Source organism: Citrobacter sp. LJND-P06, from assembly GCF_058188415.1.
Window position 1 is genome coordinate 4336169 of sequence record NZ_CP187317.1, and the last position, 15530, is coordinate 4351698.

A 15530-nucleotide genomic window follows, 5' to 3' on the forward strand; every position below is an offset into this window, starting at 1 on the left:
GACTTGGTATTCATTTTTCGTCTTGCGACGTTAAGAATCCGTATCTTCGAGTGCCCACACAGATTGTCTGATAAATTGTTAAAGAGCAGTTGCGACGCGCTTTAGCGCTCTGTCGCGAGGTGGCGTATATTACGCTTTCCTCTTTCAGAGTCAACCCTTATTCAGGAATTTTCTCTTCAATCTCACTTGCGTTTTTCTGTGAAGTGATTCACATCCGCCGTGTCGATGGAGGCGCATTATAGGGAGTTATCTGGCGCCCGCAACCCTTAAATGACAGAAAAATGACTGACTGCTGCATTCCACAGCAAAACCCCGCCTTATACCCATTTACGCACAGAGTTATCCACAAACCACTCGATTATTTCTGCGATCTTCTTTCTCTATATACGATCTTCAGCGAGCAAAACGGGGGCAACATTGAAAGAGGAAAAATTCGCGAGCGTTGCGCAAACGTTTTCGTTACAATGCCACCGCCAAATAAGGATGCCCCGTAAGGGGCGTTAGCTGAGTTTTTCACGAAAAATTCAGCTAACGCTCTCTGTCATCGTCAAATCCAGGGGATTTACCATGCAACAACGTCGTCCAGTCCGCCGCGCTCTGCTCAGTGTTTCTGACAAAGCCGGTATTGTCGAATTCGCCCAGGCACTTTCCGCACGCGGTGTGGAGCTGCTGTCCACAGGCGGTACAGCCCGTCTGTTAGCAGAAAAAGGTCTGCCAGTGACCGAAGTTTCCGATTACACCGGTTTCCCGGAGATGATGGATGGACGAGTGAAGACCCTGCATCCAAAAGTCCACGGCGGTATTCTCGGTCGTCGCGGCCAGGACGACGGGATTATGGAACAACACGGCATCGCGCCGATCGACATGGTAGTTGTTAACCTTTATCCGTTTGCCCAGACCGTTGCCCGTGAAGGCTGCTCGCTGGAAGATGCGGTAGAGAATATTGATATCGGCGGCCCAACCATGGTGCGCTCCGCCGCGAAGAACCATAAAGACGTCGCCATCGTAGTAAAGAGCAGCGACTATGACGCCATTATTAAAGAGATGGATGCCAACGACGGTTCTCTTACCCTCGACACCCGTTTCGACCTCGCCATCAAAGCGTTTGAACACACCGCCGCCTATGACAGCATGATCGCCAACTACTTTGGCAGCATGGTTCCGGCCTACCACGGTGAAAGCAAAGAAGCCGCTGGCCGTTTCCCGCGCACCCTGAACCTCAACTTCATTAAGAAGCAGGATATGCGTTATGGTGAAAACAGCCACCAGCAGGCAGCCTTCTATATAGAAGAGAATGTCAAAGAAGCTTCCGTTGCCACCGCAACGCAGGTTCAGGGGAAAGCCCTCTCTTATAACAACATCGCTGATACCGACGCAGCGCTGGAGTGTGTGAAAGAGTTTGCTGAGCCAGCTTGCGTGATTGTGAAGCACGCCAACCCATGCGGCGTCGCCATCAGTCACTCCATCCTCGACGCTTACGATCGCGCATACAAAACCGACCCGACCTCCGCATTTGGCGGCATCATCGCCTTTAACCGCGAGCTGGATGCTGAAACCGCGCAGGCCATTATCTCGCGTCAGTTTGTCGAAGTGATCATTGCGCCGTCCGCCAGCGAAGAAGCATTGAAAATCACCGCGGCCAAACAGAACGTGCGCGTACTGACCTGCGGTCAGTGGGCTGAGCGCGTACCGGGTCTGGACTTCAAACGTGTGAACGGCGGTTTGCTGGTTCAGGATCGTGACCTGGGCATGGTCGACGCAAAAGAACTGCGCGTAGTCACCCAACGTCAGCCGACCGAACAGGAACTGCGTGATGCGCTGTTCTGCTGGAAAGTGGCGAAATTCGTGAAATCCAACGCTATCGTGTATGCCAAAGGCAATATGACCATCGGCATCGGCGCGGGCCAGATGAGTCGCGTTTACTCAGCGAAGATCGCTGGCATCAAAGCGGCCGACGAAGGTCTGGAAGTGAAAGGGTCATCGATGGCCTCTGATGCCTTCTTCCCGTTCCGCGACGGTATTGACGCTGCCGCCGCAGCTGGCGTGACCTGCGTTATTCAGCCTGGCGGTTCTATTCGTGATGATGAAGTGATTGCCGCCGCCGACGAGCACGGTATTGCGATGCTCTTCACTGATATGCGCCACTTCCGCCATTAATTCACGGAGCAGACGATGAAAGTATTAGTGATTGGTAACGGTGGGCGCGAACATGCGCTGGCCTGGAAAGCGGCGCAGTCGCCGCAGGTTGAAACTGTCTTTGTGGCACCGGGCAACGCAGGCACGGCGCTGGAGCCAGCCCTGCAAAACGTCGCTATCGGCGTGACCGATATCCCGGCGCTGCTGAGCTTTGCCCAGAATGAGAAGATTGACCTGACCATCGTCGGCCCGGAAGCACCGCTGGTGATTGGCGTGGTTGACGCGTTCCGCGCTGCGGGTCTGAAAATCTTCGGCCCAACCGAAGGCGCCGCACAGTTGGAAGGCTCAAAAGCGTTCACCAAGGATTTCCTGGCGCGCCATCAGATCCCAACGGCGGAATACCAGAACTTTACCGAGATTGAGCCTGCGCTGGCTTATCTGCGCGAGAAAGGCGCCCCTATCGTCATCAAAGCTGACGGTCTGGCGGCCGGTAAAGGCGTTATCGTCGCGATGACGCTGAGCGAGGCCGAAGCTGCCGTTCACGATATGCTGGCAGGTAACGCCTTTGGCGATGCGGGTCATCGCATCGTTATCGAAGAGTTCCTCGACGGCGAAGAAGCGAGCTTTATCGTGATGGTTGACGGCGATCACGTACTGCCAATGGCCACCAGTCAGGATCACAAACGCGTGGGCGATAAAGACACCGGACCTAACACCGGTGGGATGGGTGCTTACTCACCTGCCCCGGTGGTAACGGATGAAGTCCACCAGCGCACCATGGAACGCATCATCTGGCCAACCGTGAAAGGCATGGCGGCAGAAGGCAACACCTACACCGGTTTCCTGTATGCCGGTCTGATGATCGATAAACAGGGCAATCCAAAGGTTATTGAGTTCAACTGCCGCTTTGGCGATCCGGAAACCCAGCCAATCATGCTGCGCATGAAGTCCGATCTGGTTGAGCTGTGCCTGGCCGCCTGCGAAGGCAAGCTGGACGAGAAGACCTCCGAGTGGGACGAGCGTGCTGCTCTGGGCGTCGTCATGGCGGCGGGTGGTTATCCGGGCGACTACCGCACGGGGGACGTGATCCACGGTCTGCCGCTGGAAGAAGTGGCAAACGGTAAGGTGTTCCACGCCGGGACGAAACTCGCCGATGACGATCGGGTACTGACCAGCGGTGGGCGCGTGCTGTGCGCTACTGCGCTGGGCCATACGGTCGCCGAAGCACAGAAGCGCGCCTACGCGCTGATGGATCATATCCACTGGGATGGCAGCTTCAGCCGTAAAGATATCGGCTGGCGCGCCATCGAGCGTGAGCAGAACTAACGGCTGAGCTTAGCCAACAGCGTTTTACGCGTAATCCCTAACTGACGGGCGGCTTCGGTTTTGTTGCCGCCCGTTTTCTCCAGCGCCGCCAGAATCACCTCTTTCTCAACATCCACCAGCGGTTGGATCTCGCGATCATCGTCGACATTCACCAACGTCGCCGCAATGGCGAGCGGCAATTCTCGCTCAGAGATATATTCCCCCGTCAGCAGAACCACCGCGCGTTCAATGGCGTTTTCCAGTTCGCGGATATTCCCGGGCCACTCATAGTGAATCAGCAGATCCATCGCCTGCGGGGTAAATCCCTTCACCGCTTTACGGTTTCGCTCAGCAAATCGCTGACGAAAGTGTTCGGCCAGTAGCGGAATATCTTCCCGACGCTGACACAAAGGCGGCATCTCAATCGTCACCACATTCAGACGATAGTAGAGATCCTGACGAAAACGCCCCGCACTGACTTCCGCTGCCAAATCACGGTGAGTCGCCGCAATCAGCCTGACATCGACAGAAATCGTCTGATTACTCCCAACCCGCTGAACCTCACGCTCCTGAATAACTCGCAGCAGACGAACCTGCATCATCGGCGAGATATCGCCAATTTCGTCGAGAAACAGCGTGCCGCCGTCGGCCTCCACAAAACGCCCCTCGCGCCGTTTGTCTGCTCCGGTAAACGCGCCTTTTTCATGCCCAAACAGCTCAGACTCCAGCAATGACTCATTCAGCGCCGCGCAGTTAAGTGTGATCAATGGTTTTTCGCCGCGTGCACTGCTGGCATGGAGCGCCCTGACCACCAGCTCTTTACCGGTTCCCGAGTCGCCATGAATCAATACCGTGGCATCGGAGGGCGCCACCATTGCGATTTCAGCGAGTAACCGCTGCATCGCCGGGCTTTCGCCGATCATGCCGAACTGAGCGGCAGAGGCTGAAGGTGATTCAACGCCAGCGTTTCGCGTATGCGCCAGCGCTTTTTCGAGAGTGTCCTGTAAGCTGTCGAAATCCAGCGGTTTAATTAAGTAATCCAGCGCGCCTGCTTTAAGCGCCTCTACCGCAGTTTCGACGCTGGAGTACGCCGTCATAATCAAAATGGGGATCGCCGGATTCAGCGCTTTGATCTCTTTAAGCGTTTCGATGCCGTCCATTTCGGCCATACGCACATCGCATAACACCAGATCGAAGACATGTTCACGTACCCGCGCTACGGCCTCGCGTCCCCCGTAGGACAGCGCCACGTCATAGCCCCACCCACGAAGCAACGCCTGTAAAATCGTGCAATGGCTGATGTCGTCATCCACGACCAGAATATCGATTTTCACGCGAGTCATCCTTGTCTGTCCTGTTCTCTCGCTTTCAGCGGTAGATAAAGAGTAAAGACGGTGCCTTTACCTGGAACGCTTGTCGCCTGAATGGTTCCGCCATGTTGCTCAATGATGTTCTGTACCACCGCTAATCCAAGCCCGGTACCGTCAGCCTTGGTGGTAAAGTAAGGTGTAAATATCGCATCCAGGTCTTCTGCTGCAATCCCCTTCCCACTGTCGGTGACCACAATTTTAACGCGATCGCCTGCGCTTTCGCCCACCTCGACCGTAATGACGCCCTGGTGACCGATAGCATGAATCGCGTTCAGGTACAGGTTCAGTAAAACCTGCGTTAGCCTGTCAGGATCGGCCTGAACCGCCGGCAGCGCCCCATTGGCGGTAAACTGCAGTTGAATCGCCCTGCTCCGCGCATCCTGACTGACGAGCTGTAACGAATGGTTGATGATGTCATTGAGATCCACCGCCTGTAACGTCAGATGCGTAGGCCTTACCAGTTCCAACAGTTCGCTCACCACCCGATTTAACCGGTCAGCCTCTTTTGCCATGACCTGCGCCAGCTCATAGGATTCGCCCCCCACAGGCGAGCGCTCGGCAAAATACTTCGCTAACCCTTTGATGGAAGAGAGCGGGTTGCGAATTTCATGCGCCACCCCTGCCGCCAGATGTCCGAGCGCCACCAGCTTCTCTTTGCGTTTCATCTCATCCTGTAACAGCTGACGAGAACGCAAATAGCGCCGATACCAGAAGAAAGTCAGGATAGTCGCCAGCAGTACCACAGTCAGCGCAAACAGCATAATGAGGGTATTACGCCACTCCCGGTCCCTGGCCGCGTCCAGCTCCTGGTCGTCAAACGCGATAAAAATAATCTGCCCAGCAGCCGATGATTGCCCATCACCGTTAGCACATGACCTACCGTGCCCCATTGATTTCAACGATGGCCGAAATTGCCGATAGATCTCCAGCGCTGGTGTTGGTCTGCCGTTAATATCGGTCGTGTTAATATGCCGCCATCCTTCCTGCTCACCGATAGTTAGCCCGCGCATTTCTTCCCGACTATAGAGTTTTTTCCCCACCTGCCGCGGGTCACTATGGCTAATAATGTCACCCTGGGCTGTGGTTAACGCGAACCAAAGAACACCTGGTTGCCCGGCCATATCTTCCAGTAAGGTCTGCTGTTGGATATGGTGCATACGCATCCCCATTCCCACCCGCGTTCCAGACTCCAGCGCACGGATAAGCACACGCCCCTTTTCCAGCTGGGTTTGCAAGGCACTCTCGCTCTCGCGCCCGTAATCACGAATGATCATCACCGAAAATGCACTGACCAACACCAGAATCAACATCGGCAACAGCCAACTCAGGCCGGTTAAAGCATAATCCTTCTGACTGCGCATAAATGGCACTCCCTTGACCTAAATCGTTCCGGCATAGCAGAAGAAAAAATTATGCCAGTTTTTATGCTACCCATTTTCGTCCCTGACCACAAAACCGGCGTCGTACTGAGTAGAAATAACCCACTGATTTCACTGAGCGAGTCATTTTTACTCGCCTGCGCTTAGCCGGACTTCCGTTTGCCCCTTCCCTGCCGGATAGCATATCTGGCACGATAAATGCAGATAGACAGTGAAATAAGCAACAGGAGATCCAAATATGAAACGGAATAAAAAACACGGTCTAACGCTAATCGCTCTCGCTCTGACGGTCCTGGGCTCTGGCCCGGCTTGGGCCCATCACTGGGGGAATAATGATGGAATGTGGCAACAGGGCGGGAGCCCGCTAACGGTAGAGCAGCAAACTACCGCACAAAAGATTTATGCCGACTATTATGCGCAAACCAATACGTTACGCCAGCAATTAGCCTCTAAACGCTATGAATACAACGCACAACTCTCGACCAGCACACCCGATAGCAAGAAGATTAATGCCATAGCAAAAGAGATGGAGGCATTGAATCAATCACTGGATGAACAGCGCGTCCAGCGGGATGTTGCTCTGGCGCAAGCAGGTATACCTCGTGGCGCAGGCTACGGTGGCGGAATGGGTCACGGCGGATGCGGAGGGGGTCATATGGGGATGATGGACAACTGGTAATCCCCGATGTATCAGAAATTTTTCTCTTTCGGTTGCCAGTGACAAAAGTCTTCATTCGCCACCAGTAGCAACTGAGAACCTTCAGGCGCCTCCAGCCATGCCACGCTCACCTCAACCGACGAGCGGCTCTGGCGGCGCTCAATATGGCTGATTGCCCACGTATCTAAATCGGGCTTCAGCGTTTCGCCTTCGCAGGTGGTAATGGTCTGATTGGCATGCCAGCGTCCCTGGCGTAAAACCACTCGGCCCTGACGCAACGCGTCGCTGGTCTGGCGGATTTGAGCGGCGCGATAGCGGTATAACGCAATTTGATCGCTGGACAGCTGCTGTTTTTGCCCGCCAACCTCGCGCTGCATAAAGCTCAGTTCACCACGATCGTCGAAACGCGCGCGAATATGCTCAGCCGGTTTGCCGTAAACGTTGAATTCAATCAGAGAGAGCGTATCGCCTTGCCAGCGATATTCAGCCATAGTCGTATCGCCGCCACGCCATGGACTAAAGACGGAAAGCAGATGGACATCATCGCCGGAATCTTTACGCCAAACACGCACCGCCCCCTTATCGTCCGCGTAACCGCTGGCCGTAAAGGGGGGAAGCGCAGAGTGCTGACTGCATGCGGTCAGCAATAGCGCGCCTGCCAACGTCAGCGTACGACGCCAGACAGACAAAAGGGGCGAACCCGCCCCTTCGCTAAAACTGTTCACTGCCACGCGAATTACTTAACTGCGTCTTTCAGTGCTTTGCCAGAAACAAATGCCGGCACGTTAGCTGCGGCGATTTTGATTTCTTTACCGGTCTGCGGGTTGCGGCCAGTGCGCTCAGCGCGGTGGTTCACTTTGAAGGTACCGAAACCAACCAGTTGTACAGCATCGCCTTCTTTCAGAGACTCAGTAATAGCAGCCAGAGTGGATTCCAGAGCAGCTTTAGCCTGGGTTTTGGACAGTTCTGCTTTGTCTGCAATTACATCAATCAGTTGAGTCTTGTTCATAAGTTATCCTTACAATGTGTTTATCGCTTGCTCAGCATCGAGTGCGACGAAAATGCCAGAAAAGCACTCTCCTGCATACACGCACCGATAGCCACTTTTTTTCGCCCCCCAAATGTAGACCAGACGGGGGGCGGAAGGGAAGCCTTCAGGCACGACAAATCAGACGTTAAATCACGTTTTCTGGTCTCATTGCTGAAAATTTATACCGATATTACTCTCGCCGGACTCGCGCAGGTCTGCGCGTAACCCTTTTATCAGCTCAATATCGCGTTCTTCGCAATCAGCCAAAAGTCGGAATATTTCCCACTGAATGTCCCATTCTTGCTCAACTGCAGGATTCTCTTTCAGTTCCTCGTCGGTCATTTCACGACCCGCCTGCGTCATTTCCAGCATCGCAACGGTGGTAATAGACGTCTTACTGACTTCAATCGCGTGCTCCAGCGTTTCACCGCTCAGACGCGAGTGCATCAATTCACTTAATGCCACACAGGCATCAATCGCGGGATAAACGCCGTACAAATCGTAATCATCTGCCGACGGAATAGCCTCTTCAAACTTTTCCAGTTGGCTGTCGAAATTGATTTTCGCATCTTTGACCGTCAGCACTTCCCAAATCAAATCCAGAATTCGACGGTAAATCTGCCCATCGCCAAATTCAGTCTGCTGACAGAACATGGCGTAGTTGGGGTACATGCGTTCGCACAAACAGGCCATAAAAGTGACATGTTGCCAGCTTTCCAGCTTCTCAAGGCGCAGATGAATCGGGTTTTGTAACATGATGAGATCTCGAAAACGATAATTAGCGGAAGTGTACCTGAATCAAGGCTGAATTTCTTGCCAACGCGCAAATGCCGGACGCTCCGACGCCACCGCGTCAGCCCAACGGGTAGGCTCAGGTAAGCGATACCCTTTCATACAGCGTTGTACCCACGCAAGGGCGCTGTCCAGCCCAACCCGGTGTCCGGTAGAAACAAACAGTGGATTACAGCGCGCTTTGCTACGCCAGACCCATGCCAGTTGCTCGCCTTTATCCATTAACGGCGCCAAAGCACCAGGTTCGGCAGAGAGAGGGTCAAATTTGCCGCACAGCCGTTTTTTCGCCACGCCGATGGTCGGCACATCCACCAGCAGCCCGAAATGGCTGGCAACGCCGAGGCGACGCGGATGAGAAATACCGTGGCCATCGACAAACACTAAATCAGGCTTATGCGAGAGTTGCTCCCACGCGGCCAGCAGCGCGGGATATTCACGAAAGGAGAGAAAACCTGGAATATACGGCATGGTGGTGGCGATGCGCGCCACCTTATATTCCACCAGCTCAAGCGAAGGATACTTCAACAGTACCATTGCAGCTCGCGTCACTTCACCGCCCTGCTCAAACCCAACATCAGCGCCGGCGATCAGATCCGGAGGATCGTTATCCAGACGATCTTCGCGGGAAACCGATGCAGCCAGTTCACATTGTTGAGCGCGTAGCGACGCGAGATCCATCCCTTCCCTTACTGGTGATACTGCGCTGAAATCCGGTGTACTGCCTCTACAAAGGTGCCCGCGTGTTCTGGCGGCACATCCTGGTGAATGCCGTGCCCAAGGTTAAAGACATGGCCTTCACCCTGGCCGAATCCCGCCAGAATCGTCGCGACTTCGTCTTCAATACGCGCCGCTGGCGCATACAGCATGGAAGGATCCATATTCCCCTGCAACGCCACTTTATGTCCTACGCGACGACGTGCATCGGCAATGTCAGTGGTCCAGTCGAGTCCCAGCGCATCACAGCCTGTTTCCGCCATCGCTTCCAGCCATTGGCCGCCGCCCTTGGTAAACAGCGTGACTGGCACACGACGCCCTTCATTTTCACGCAGGAGACCATCGACAATTTTATGCATGTAATAGAGCGAGAACTGCTGATAATCGCGCCCGGTCAGCACGCCGCCCCAGGTATCGAAAATCATCACCGACTGTGCGCCCGCTTTGATCTGCGCATTGAGATACAGCGTGACGCTTTTCGCCAGTTTATCGAGCAGTAAATGGAGCGCCTGCGGGTCTGCATACATCATCTTTTTAATGACGGTAAAGGCTTTGCTGCTACCGCCTTCCACCATGTACGTCGCCAGCGTCCACGGACTGCCGGAAAAACCGATCAATGGGACTTCACCTTTCAGTTCGCGACGAATAGTGCGTACCGCATTCATCACGTAGCCCAGTTCATCTTCGGGATCAGGGATTGGCAATTTATCGACGTCGGCTTTGCAGGTCACCGGCGCGGTAAAGCGCGGGCCTTCTCCGGCTTCAAAGTAAAGCCCCAGGCCCATCGCATCCGGAATGGTCAGGATGTCCGAAAAGAGGATCGCCGCATCAAGCGGGTAACGGCGCAGCGGCTGGAGGGTGACTTCGCACGCCAGCTCGGCATTTTTGCACAGTGACATAAAATCGCCCGCTTGTGCGCGGGTGGCTTTATACTCCGGGAGATAACGGCCTGCCTGGCGCATCATCCATACAGGGGTGACATCAACGGGCTGGCGCAGCAGCGCACGCAGGTAACGATCGTTTTTCAGTTCGGTCATTTTTACATTCCTTTAGCGTTATGCGCCCAGTGTATCATGTCACTCGTACTCTGCCCGACACATTGCCACCGTATCTTCGATCAACCGACGTGCAACCGTGCCCGGCGGCGGCAGTAGCGGCAGATCGTCATAACGATACCACCCCGCTTCCAGTAACTCTTTCGGATCAATAACAATCTCCCCGCTGTCGTACTCCGCCATAAACGCGGTCATGAGCGACATCGGGAATGGCCACGGCTGCGACGTGACATAGCGCAGGTTCTTCACTTTAATACGGCTTTCTTCCATGACTTCACGCGCCACCGCTTGTTCCAGGGTTTCTCCCACTTCAACAAATCCAGCCAGCACCGTATGCACACCATTGCGATGGCGGGTATGTTGGGCGAGCAAAATGGAATCTTCCCGGCGAATCGCCACAATAATGCAAGGCGCTATTTGAGGGTAATAACGTTCGCGGCAATGACTGCACAACATGGCCCATTCGGTTTTACTCGGGTACATCGAATGACCGCAGTAGCCACAAAATTTATGCGAACGGTAAAACTCCGTCAGTTGCACACCCCGCCCGGCCAGTTGAAACAGGCCGACATCCTGATCGATAACCTGTCGTACGGATCCCATATCATGGCGGCGATGCTGCTGTACCAGCCAGACGGGTTCGCCTTCCCACTCCCCAATCTGAAGCGCGCGCTGCCCAACAAGATCGAACGTTGCCGCTTCGCCATGCGGCAGTTCTCCGCGAGGTAGCCATATTTTTTGCTCATGGCTGACGATCCACCAGCCGCTGTCTAATTTTTCAATTATACGATCCATATCTCTTGCGCTACCTTTGCTTCACAGGCATGTTGTTTACATTATTTTTACATTTTTGAGTGAGCAGTTTTTTGAATCTAAACTTGCGGAGTCAATCATGTTAAACCAGCTGGATAACCTGACAGAGCACGTCAGAGGAAGTAATAAACTGGTTGATCGCTGGCTACATGTACGTAAGCATCTGCTCGTGGCTTACTACAATTTGGTTGGCATTAAGCCTGGCAAAGAATCGTACATGCGCTTAAACGAAAAAGCGCTGGATGATTTTTGTCAAAGTCTGGTCGATTACCTTTCCGCCGGACATTTCAGTATTTATGAACGTATTCTCCATAAATTGGAAGGTAACGGGCAGCTTTTAAACGCAACGAAAATTTGGCCGTTGCTGGAAGCCAATACGCAATGCATTATGGATTACTACGATTCCAGCCTGGAAATGGCCATCGACCATGATAACTATCTTGAATTTCAAAAGGTTTTATCAGATATCGGCGAAGCGCTGGAATCCCGATTTATCCTTGAAGACAAGCTGATCATGCTGGTCTTTGACGCGATGCACGACAGCGCAAAGACTAAACGTCCTGCTTGAGTTCTACGCTATTAACGCGTAACTTATCTTCGTCGCCCCCTTTACCGGGGGCTATTTCTTGTCGGAGTGCCCAGTGTGAAAGCACGGGCTGAGACCGTTAATTCGGGATCCGCGGAACCTGATCAGGCTAATACCTGCGAAGGGAACAAGAGTCAAAATGCTGCTGTATCGCCCTCCTGGGCGATCCCTTCTTTTGGTTCATCCGTCGTCTGACAAGCCACTCCTTACTTTTTTTTGGAATGAGCTATGTCTGCAACAAAATTAACCCGTCGCCAGCAACGCGAACAAGCACAACACTTTATCAATACGCTGGAAGGCACCGCCTTTCCGAATTCAAAACGCATCTATATCACCGGCTCGCAGGCGGATATCCGCATCCCAATGCGCGAAATCCAGCTTAGCCCGACGTTGACCGGCGGCACAAAAGACCATCCTCAGTACGAAGAAAACGAAGCCATTCCGGTGTATGACACCTCGGGCCCGTACGGCGATCCTGATATCGCGATTAATGTTGAACAGGGTCTGGCAAAACTGCGTCAACCGTGGATTGACGCCCGCGCCGATAGCGAAGCACTGACCGACCGCAGCTCTGCCTATACCAAAGAGCGCCTGGCCGATGACGGTCTGGACGAACTTCGTTTCACGGGTCTGCTCACGCCGAAACGTGCCAAAGCCGGGAAATGCGTCACGCAATTGCATTATGCACGCCAGGGGATCGTCACGCCGGAGATGGAATTCATCGCTATCCGTGAAAACATGGGGCGCGAGCGTATCCGCAGTGAAGTGTTGCGCCACCAGCATCCAGGTGAAGGCTTTGGCGCACGTCTGCCGGAAAACATCACCCCGGAGTTTGTCCGTGATGAAGTGGCCGCCGGACGCGCAATTATCCCTGCCAACATCAACCACCCGGAATCTGAGCCAATGATTATTGGTCGCAACTTCCTGGTCAAAGTAAACGCCAATATCGGCAACTCGGCGGTGACCTCGTCCATCGAAGAAGAGGTCGAAAAACTGGTCTGGTCTACCCGCTGGGGCGCGGACACGGTGATGGACCTTTCAACGGGCCGCTATATTCACGAAACCCGCGAGTGGATCCTGCGTAACAGCCCGGTGCCGATCGGTACGGTGCCGATCTACCAGGCGCTGGAGAAGGTCAACGGGATCGCCGAAGATCTGACCTGGGAAGCCTTCCGCGATACGCTGCTGGAGCAGGCGGAACAGGGGGTGGATTACTTCACCATCCACGCGGGCGTGCTGCTGCGCTACGTGCCGATGACCGCCAAACGGCTGACCGGGATTGTCTCGCGCGGCGGCTCAATCATGGCGAAATGGTGCCTGTCCCATCATCAGGAAAACTTCCTCTACGAGCACTTTCGCGAGATTTGCGAAATCTGCGCCGCCTACGACGTTGCACTCTCTCTCGGCGATGGCCTGCGTCCAGGCTCGGTTCGTGACGCCAACGACGAAGCGCAGTTTGCTGAACTGCACACCCTCGGCGAGCTGACCAAAATCGCCTGGGAATATGACGTACAGGTGATGATCGAAGGCCCAGGGCATGTCCCCATGCAGATGATCCGCCGCAACATGACCGAAGAGCTGGAGCACTGTCATGAAGCGCCGTTCTACACCTTAGGCCCATTGACTACGGATATCGCGCCGGGTTATGACCATTTCACGTCCGGGATTGGCGCGGCGATGATTGGCTGGTTTGGCTGCGCGATGCTTTGCTACGTCACCCCGAAAGAACATCTCGGCTTACCCAACAAAGAAGACGTGAAACAAGGGCTTATCACCTACAAGATCGCCGCTCACGCCGCCGACCTGGCAAAGGGCCACCCGGGCGCGCAAATCCGCGATAACGCCATGTCGAAAGCGCGCTTCGAATTCCGTTGGGAAGACCAGTTTAATCTGGCGCTCGACCCGTTCACCGCCCGCGCGTACCACGATGAAACGCTGCCGCAGGAATCGGGCAAAGTCGCCCACTTCTGCTCAATGTGTGGGCCGAAGTTCTGCTCGATGAAAATCAGCCAGGAAGTTCGCGACTACGCCGCCGCTCAAACCATTGAAGTGGGTATGGCCGACATGTCGGAGAACTTCCGCGCCAAAGGCGGTGAGATCTACCTCAAAAAAGAGGAGGCATAATGTACCAGCCGGATTTTCCCACCGTCCCTTTCCGTCTCGGACTTTATCCGGTGGTGGACAGCGTACTCTGGATTGAACGCCTGCTGGAGGCGGGCGTGCGCACGATTCAACTGCGGATTAAAGATAAGCGCGATGAAGACGTGGAAGCGGATGTGGTCGCCGCGATTATGCTGGGGCGTCGTTTTGACGCCCGGTTGTTCATCAACGACTATTGGCGACTGGCGATCAAGCACAACGCGTATGGCGTCCATCTGGGTCAGGAGGATCTCGAAACGACCGACCTGAAAGCGATTCAGGCGGCAGGGTTGCGCCTTGGCGTCTCGACCCATGATGATATGGAAATCGACGTGGCGCTGGCCGCTCGCCCTTCGTATATCGCGTTGGGGCATGTCTTCCCGACACAAACCAAACAGATGCCCTCCGCCCCGCAAGGGCTGGAACAACTGGCACGCCATATTAAACGTCTGGCTGATTATCCTGCCGTCGCCATCGGCGGAATTAGCCTTGAGCGTGCGCCTGCGGTACTGGCTACCGGTGTCGGCAGTATTGCCGTCGTCAGCGCGATTACGCAGGCAACAGACTGGCGTGCTGCCACCGCGCAGTTGCTTTCGGTAGCAGGAGCTGGCGATGAATGATCGTGATTTTATGCGCTATAGCCGCCAGATCTTGCTTGGCGATATCGCGATTGAAGGGCAGCAAAAGCTGCTCGCAAGCCACGTGCTGGTCATCGGTTTAGGCGGATTAGGCTCGCCCGCTGCGCTCTATCTTGCGGGCGCGGGTATCGGCACGTTGGTTCTGGCAGACGATGACGATGTGCATCTGAGTAACCTGCAACGGCAAATCCTCTTCACTACCGATGATATCGCTCGCCCGAAATCGCACGTCACGAAGCTGAGACTGGCACGTCTCAACCCGGATATTGAACTGGTGGCGTTACAGCAACGTCTCACCGGCGATGCGCTTCGACACGCGGTCGCTAACGCCGATGTAGTACTGGATTGTACCGACAACATGGCTACCCGCCAGGCGATCAACGCCGCCTGCGTCGCGCTCAATACGCCACTGATTACCGCCAGCGCCGTTGGTTTTGGCGGTCAATTGATGGTTCTGACGCCCCCCTGGGAGCAGGGCTGTTATCGCTGCCTGTGGCCGGACGACGAAGAGCCGGAACGCAACTGCCGTACCGCCGGCATCGTAGGGCCCGTGGTCGGTGTGATGGGCACATTGCAGGCGCTGGAAGCCATCAAACTCCTGAACGGTATGGAAACGCCCACGGGCAAACTGCGTCTGTTTGACGCCAAAACCAGCCAATGGCGCAGCCTGACGTTACAACGCGCCAGCGACTGCCCGGTATGCGGAGGGCAACATGCAGATTCAGTTCAATGATGAGCCGATGCAGTGCGCAGTAGGAATGTCTGTTACCGACCTGCTGAATCAACTCGACCAACTCAAACCAGGTGCCGCGCTGGCGCTCAATCAACAGATCCTGCCGCGCGAACAGTGGGAACATCACATTGTGCAGGACGGCGATCAGATCCTGCTTTTTCAGGTCATTGCCGGGGGCTGAT

General features: G+C 54.7%; 16 protein-coding genes and 1 riboswitch. Of the genes, 8 read left to right on the forward strand and 8 right to left on the reverse strand.

The features are described 5' to 3' along the window. Positions 1-567: 567 nt before the first annotated feature. Both purH and purD read left to right on the forward strand, forming a co-directional pair. Positions 568-2157 carry a bifunctional phosphoribosylaminoimidazolecarboxamide formyltransferase/IMP cyclohydrolase gene (gene purH / locus ACO7SM_RS20435; protein ID WP_490469014.1) on the forward strand — a complete coding sequence of 530 codons (1590 nt, stop codon included), beginning with the start codon at positions 568-570 and terminating at the stop codon, positions 2155-2157. 15 nt (positions 2158-2172) lie between these two features. Next, positions 2173-3462, forward strand: a complete 1290-nt coding sequence (purD, locus tag ACO7SM_RS20440) for a phosphoribosylamine--glycine ligase (protein ID WP_490469015.1) — start codon at positions 2173-2175, stop codon at positions 3460-3462. Here purD and zraR read toward each other — a convergent pair. Both zraR and zraS read right to left on the reverse strand, forming a co-directional pair. Further along, positions 3459-4784 carry a sigma-54-dependent response regulator transcription factor ZraR gene (gene zraR / locus ACO7SM_RS20445; RefSeq protein ID WP_490469016.1) on the reverse strand — a complete coding sequence of 442 codons (1326 nt, stop codon included), beginning with the start codon at positions 4782-4784 and terminating at the stop codon, positions 3459-3461. The genes purD and zraR overlap by 4 nt on opposite strands. Further along, entirely contained in the window at positions 4781-6181 is a 1401-nt protein-coding gene (gene zraS, locus ACO7SM_RS20450) for a two-component system sensor histidine kinase ZraS (RefSeq protein WP_490469017.1), read from the reverse strand. The genes zraR and zraS overlap by 4 nt, the downstream gene beginning before the upstream one ends. 247 nt (positions 6182-6428) lie before the next feature. Between zraS and zraP the strand changes: the two genes are divergently transcribed. Then, positions 6429-6869 carry a zinc resistance sensor/chaperone ZraP gene (zraP, locus tag ACO7SM_RS20455; protein WP_490469018.1) on the forward strand — a complete coding sequence of 147 codons (441 nt, stop codon included), beginning with the start codon at positions 6429-6431 and terminating at the stop codon, positions 6867-6869. A gap of 11 nt (positions 6870-6880) precedes the next feature. Here zraP and ACO7SM_RS20460 read toward each other — a convergent pair whose 3' ends face one another. From ACO7SM_RS20460 to nudC, 6 genes are all read right to left on the reverse strand, one after another. Then, positions 6881-7573 carry a DUF1481 domain-containing protein gene (locus ACO7SM_RS20460; protein WP_490470992.1) on the reverse strand — a complete coding sequence of 231 codons (693 nt, stop codon included), beginning with the start codon at positions 7571-7573 and terminating at the stop codon, positions 6881-6883. Positions 7574-7584: 11 nt separating this feature from the next. Continuing rightward, positions 7585-7857: a nucleoid-associated protein HU-alpha gene (gene hupA / locus ACO7SM_RS20465; RefSeq protein ID WP_001044509.1), complete on the reverse strand. Its 273-nt coding sequence runs from the start codon at positions 7855-7857 to the stop codon at positions 7585-7587. A gap of 186 nt (positions 7858-8043) precedes the next feature. Then, positions 8044-8634 carry a YjaG family protein gene (locus ACO7SM_RS20470; RefSeq protein ID WP_192613819.1) on the reverse strand — a complete coding sequence of 197 codons (591 nt, stop codon included), beginning with the start codon at positions 8632-8634 and terminating at the stop codon, positions 8044-8046. A gap of 42 nt (positions 8635-8676) precedes the next feature. Continuing rightward, positions 8677-9348 carry a deoxyribonuclease V gene (nfi, locus tag ACO7SM_RS20475; protein ID WP_490469019.1) on the reverse strand — a complete coding sequence of 224 codons (672 nt, stop codon included), beginning with the start codon at positions 9346-9348 and terminating at the stop codon, positions 8677-8679. A gap of 8 nt (positions 9349-9356) precedes the next feature. Further along, entirely contained in the window at positions 9357-10421 is a 1065-nt protein-coding gene (hemE, locus tag ACO7SM_RS20480) for a uroporphyrinogen decarboxylase (RefSeq protein ID WP_490469020.1), read from the reverse strand. 39 nt (positions 10422-10460) lie between these two features. After that, entirely contained in the window at positions 10461-11234 is a 774-nt protein-coding gene (gene nudC, locus ACO7SM_RS20485) for an NAD(+) diphosphatase (protein WP_490469021.1), read from the reverse strand. A 97-nt stretch (positions 11235-11331) separates the two neighbouring features. Between nudC and rsd the strand changes: the two genes are divergently transcribed. The 5 genes from rsd (at position 11332) to thiS (ending at position 15529) form a co-directional block, all read left to right on the forward strand. Next, positions 11332-11820, forward strand: coding sequence for a sigma D regulator (gene rsd, locus ACO7SM_RS20490; RefSeq protein WP_490469022.1), 489 nt, complete (start codon positions 11332-11334; stop codon positions 11818-11820). 52 nt (positions 11821-11872) lie between these two features. Then, positions 11873-11982, forward strand: a riboswitch (TPP riboswitch). A gap of 84 nt (positions 11983-12066) precedes the next feature. Further along, a complete protein-coding gene (thiC, locus tag ACO7SM_RS20495; protein ID WP_490469023.1) occupies positions 12067-13962 on the forward strand; it encodes a phosphomethylpyrimidine synthase ThiC in 1896 nt (631 codons plus the stop codon). After that, positions 13962-14597 carry a thiamine phosphate synthase gene (gene thiE / locus ACO7SM_RS20500; protein WP_490469024.1) on the forward strand — a complete coding sequence of 212 codons (636 nt, stop codon included), beginning with the start codon at positions 13962-13964 and terminating at the stop codon, positions 14595-14597. Before thiC ends, thiE begins: the two co-directional genes overlap by 1 nt. Next, complete coding sequence (thiF, locus tag ACO7SM_RS20505; RefSeq protein ID WP_490469025.1) at positions 14590-15348, forward strand: thiazole biosynthesis adenylyltransferase ThiF; 759 nt, start codon at positions 14590-14592, stop codon at positions 15346-15348. Before thiE ends, thiF begins: the two co-directional genes overlap by 8 nt. Further along, a complete protein-coding gene (gene thiS / locus ACO7SM_RS20510) occupies positions 15329-15529 on the forward strand; it encodes a sulfur carrier protein ThiS (protein ID WP_192613827.1) in 201 nt (66 codons plus the stop codon). The genes thiF and thiS overlap by 20 nt, the downstream gene beginning before the upstream one ends. The last annotated feature ends 1 nt before the right edge of the window (position 15530 follow it).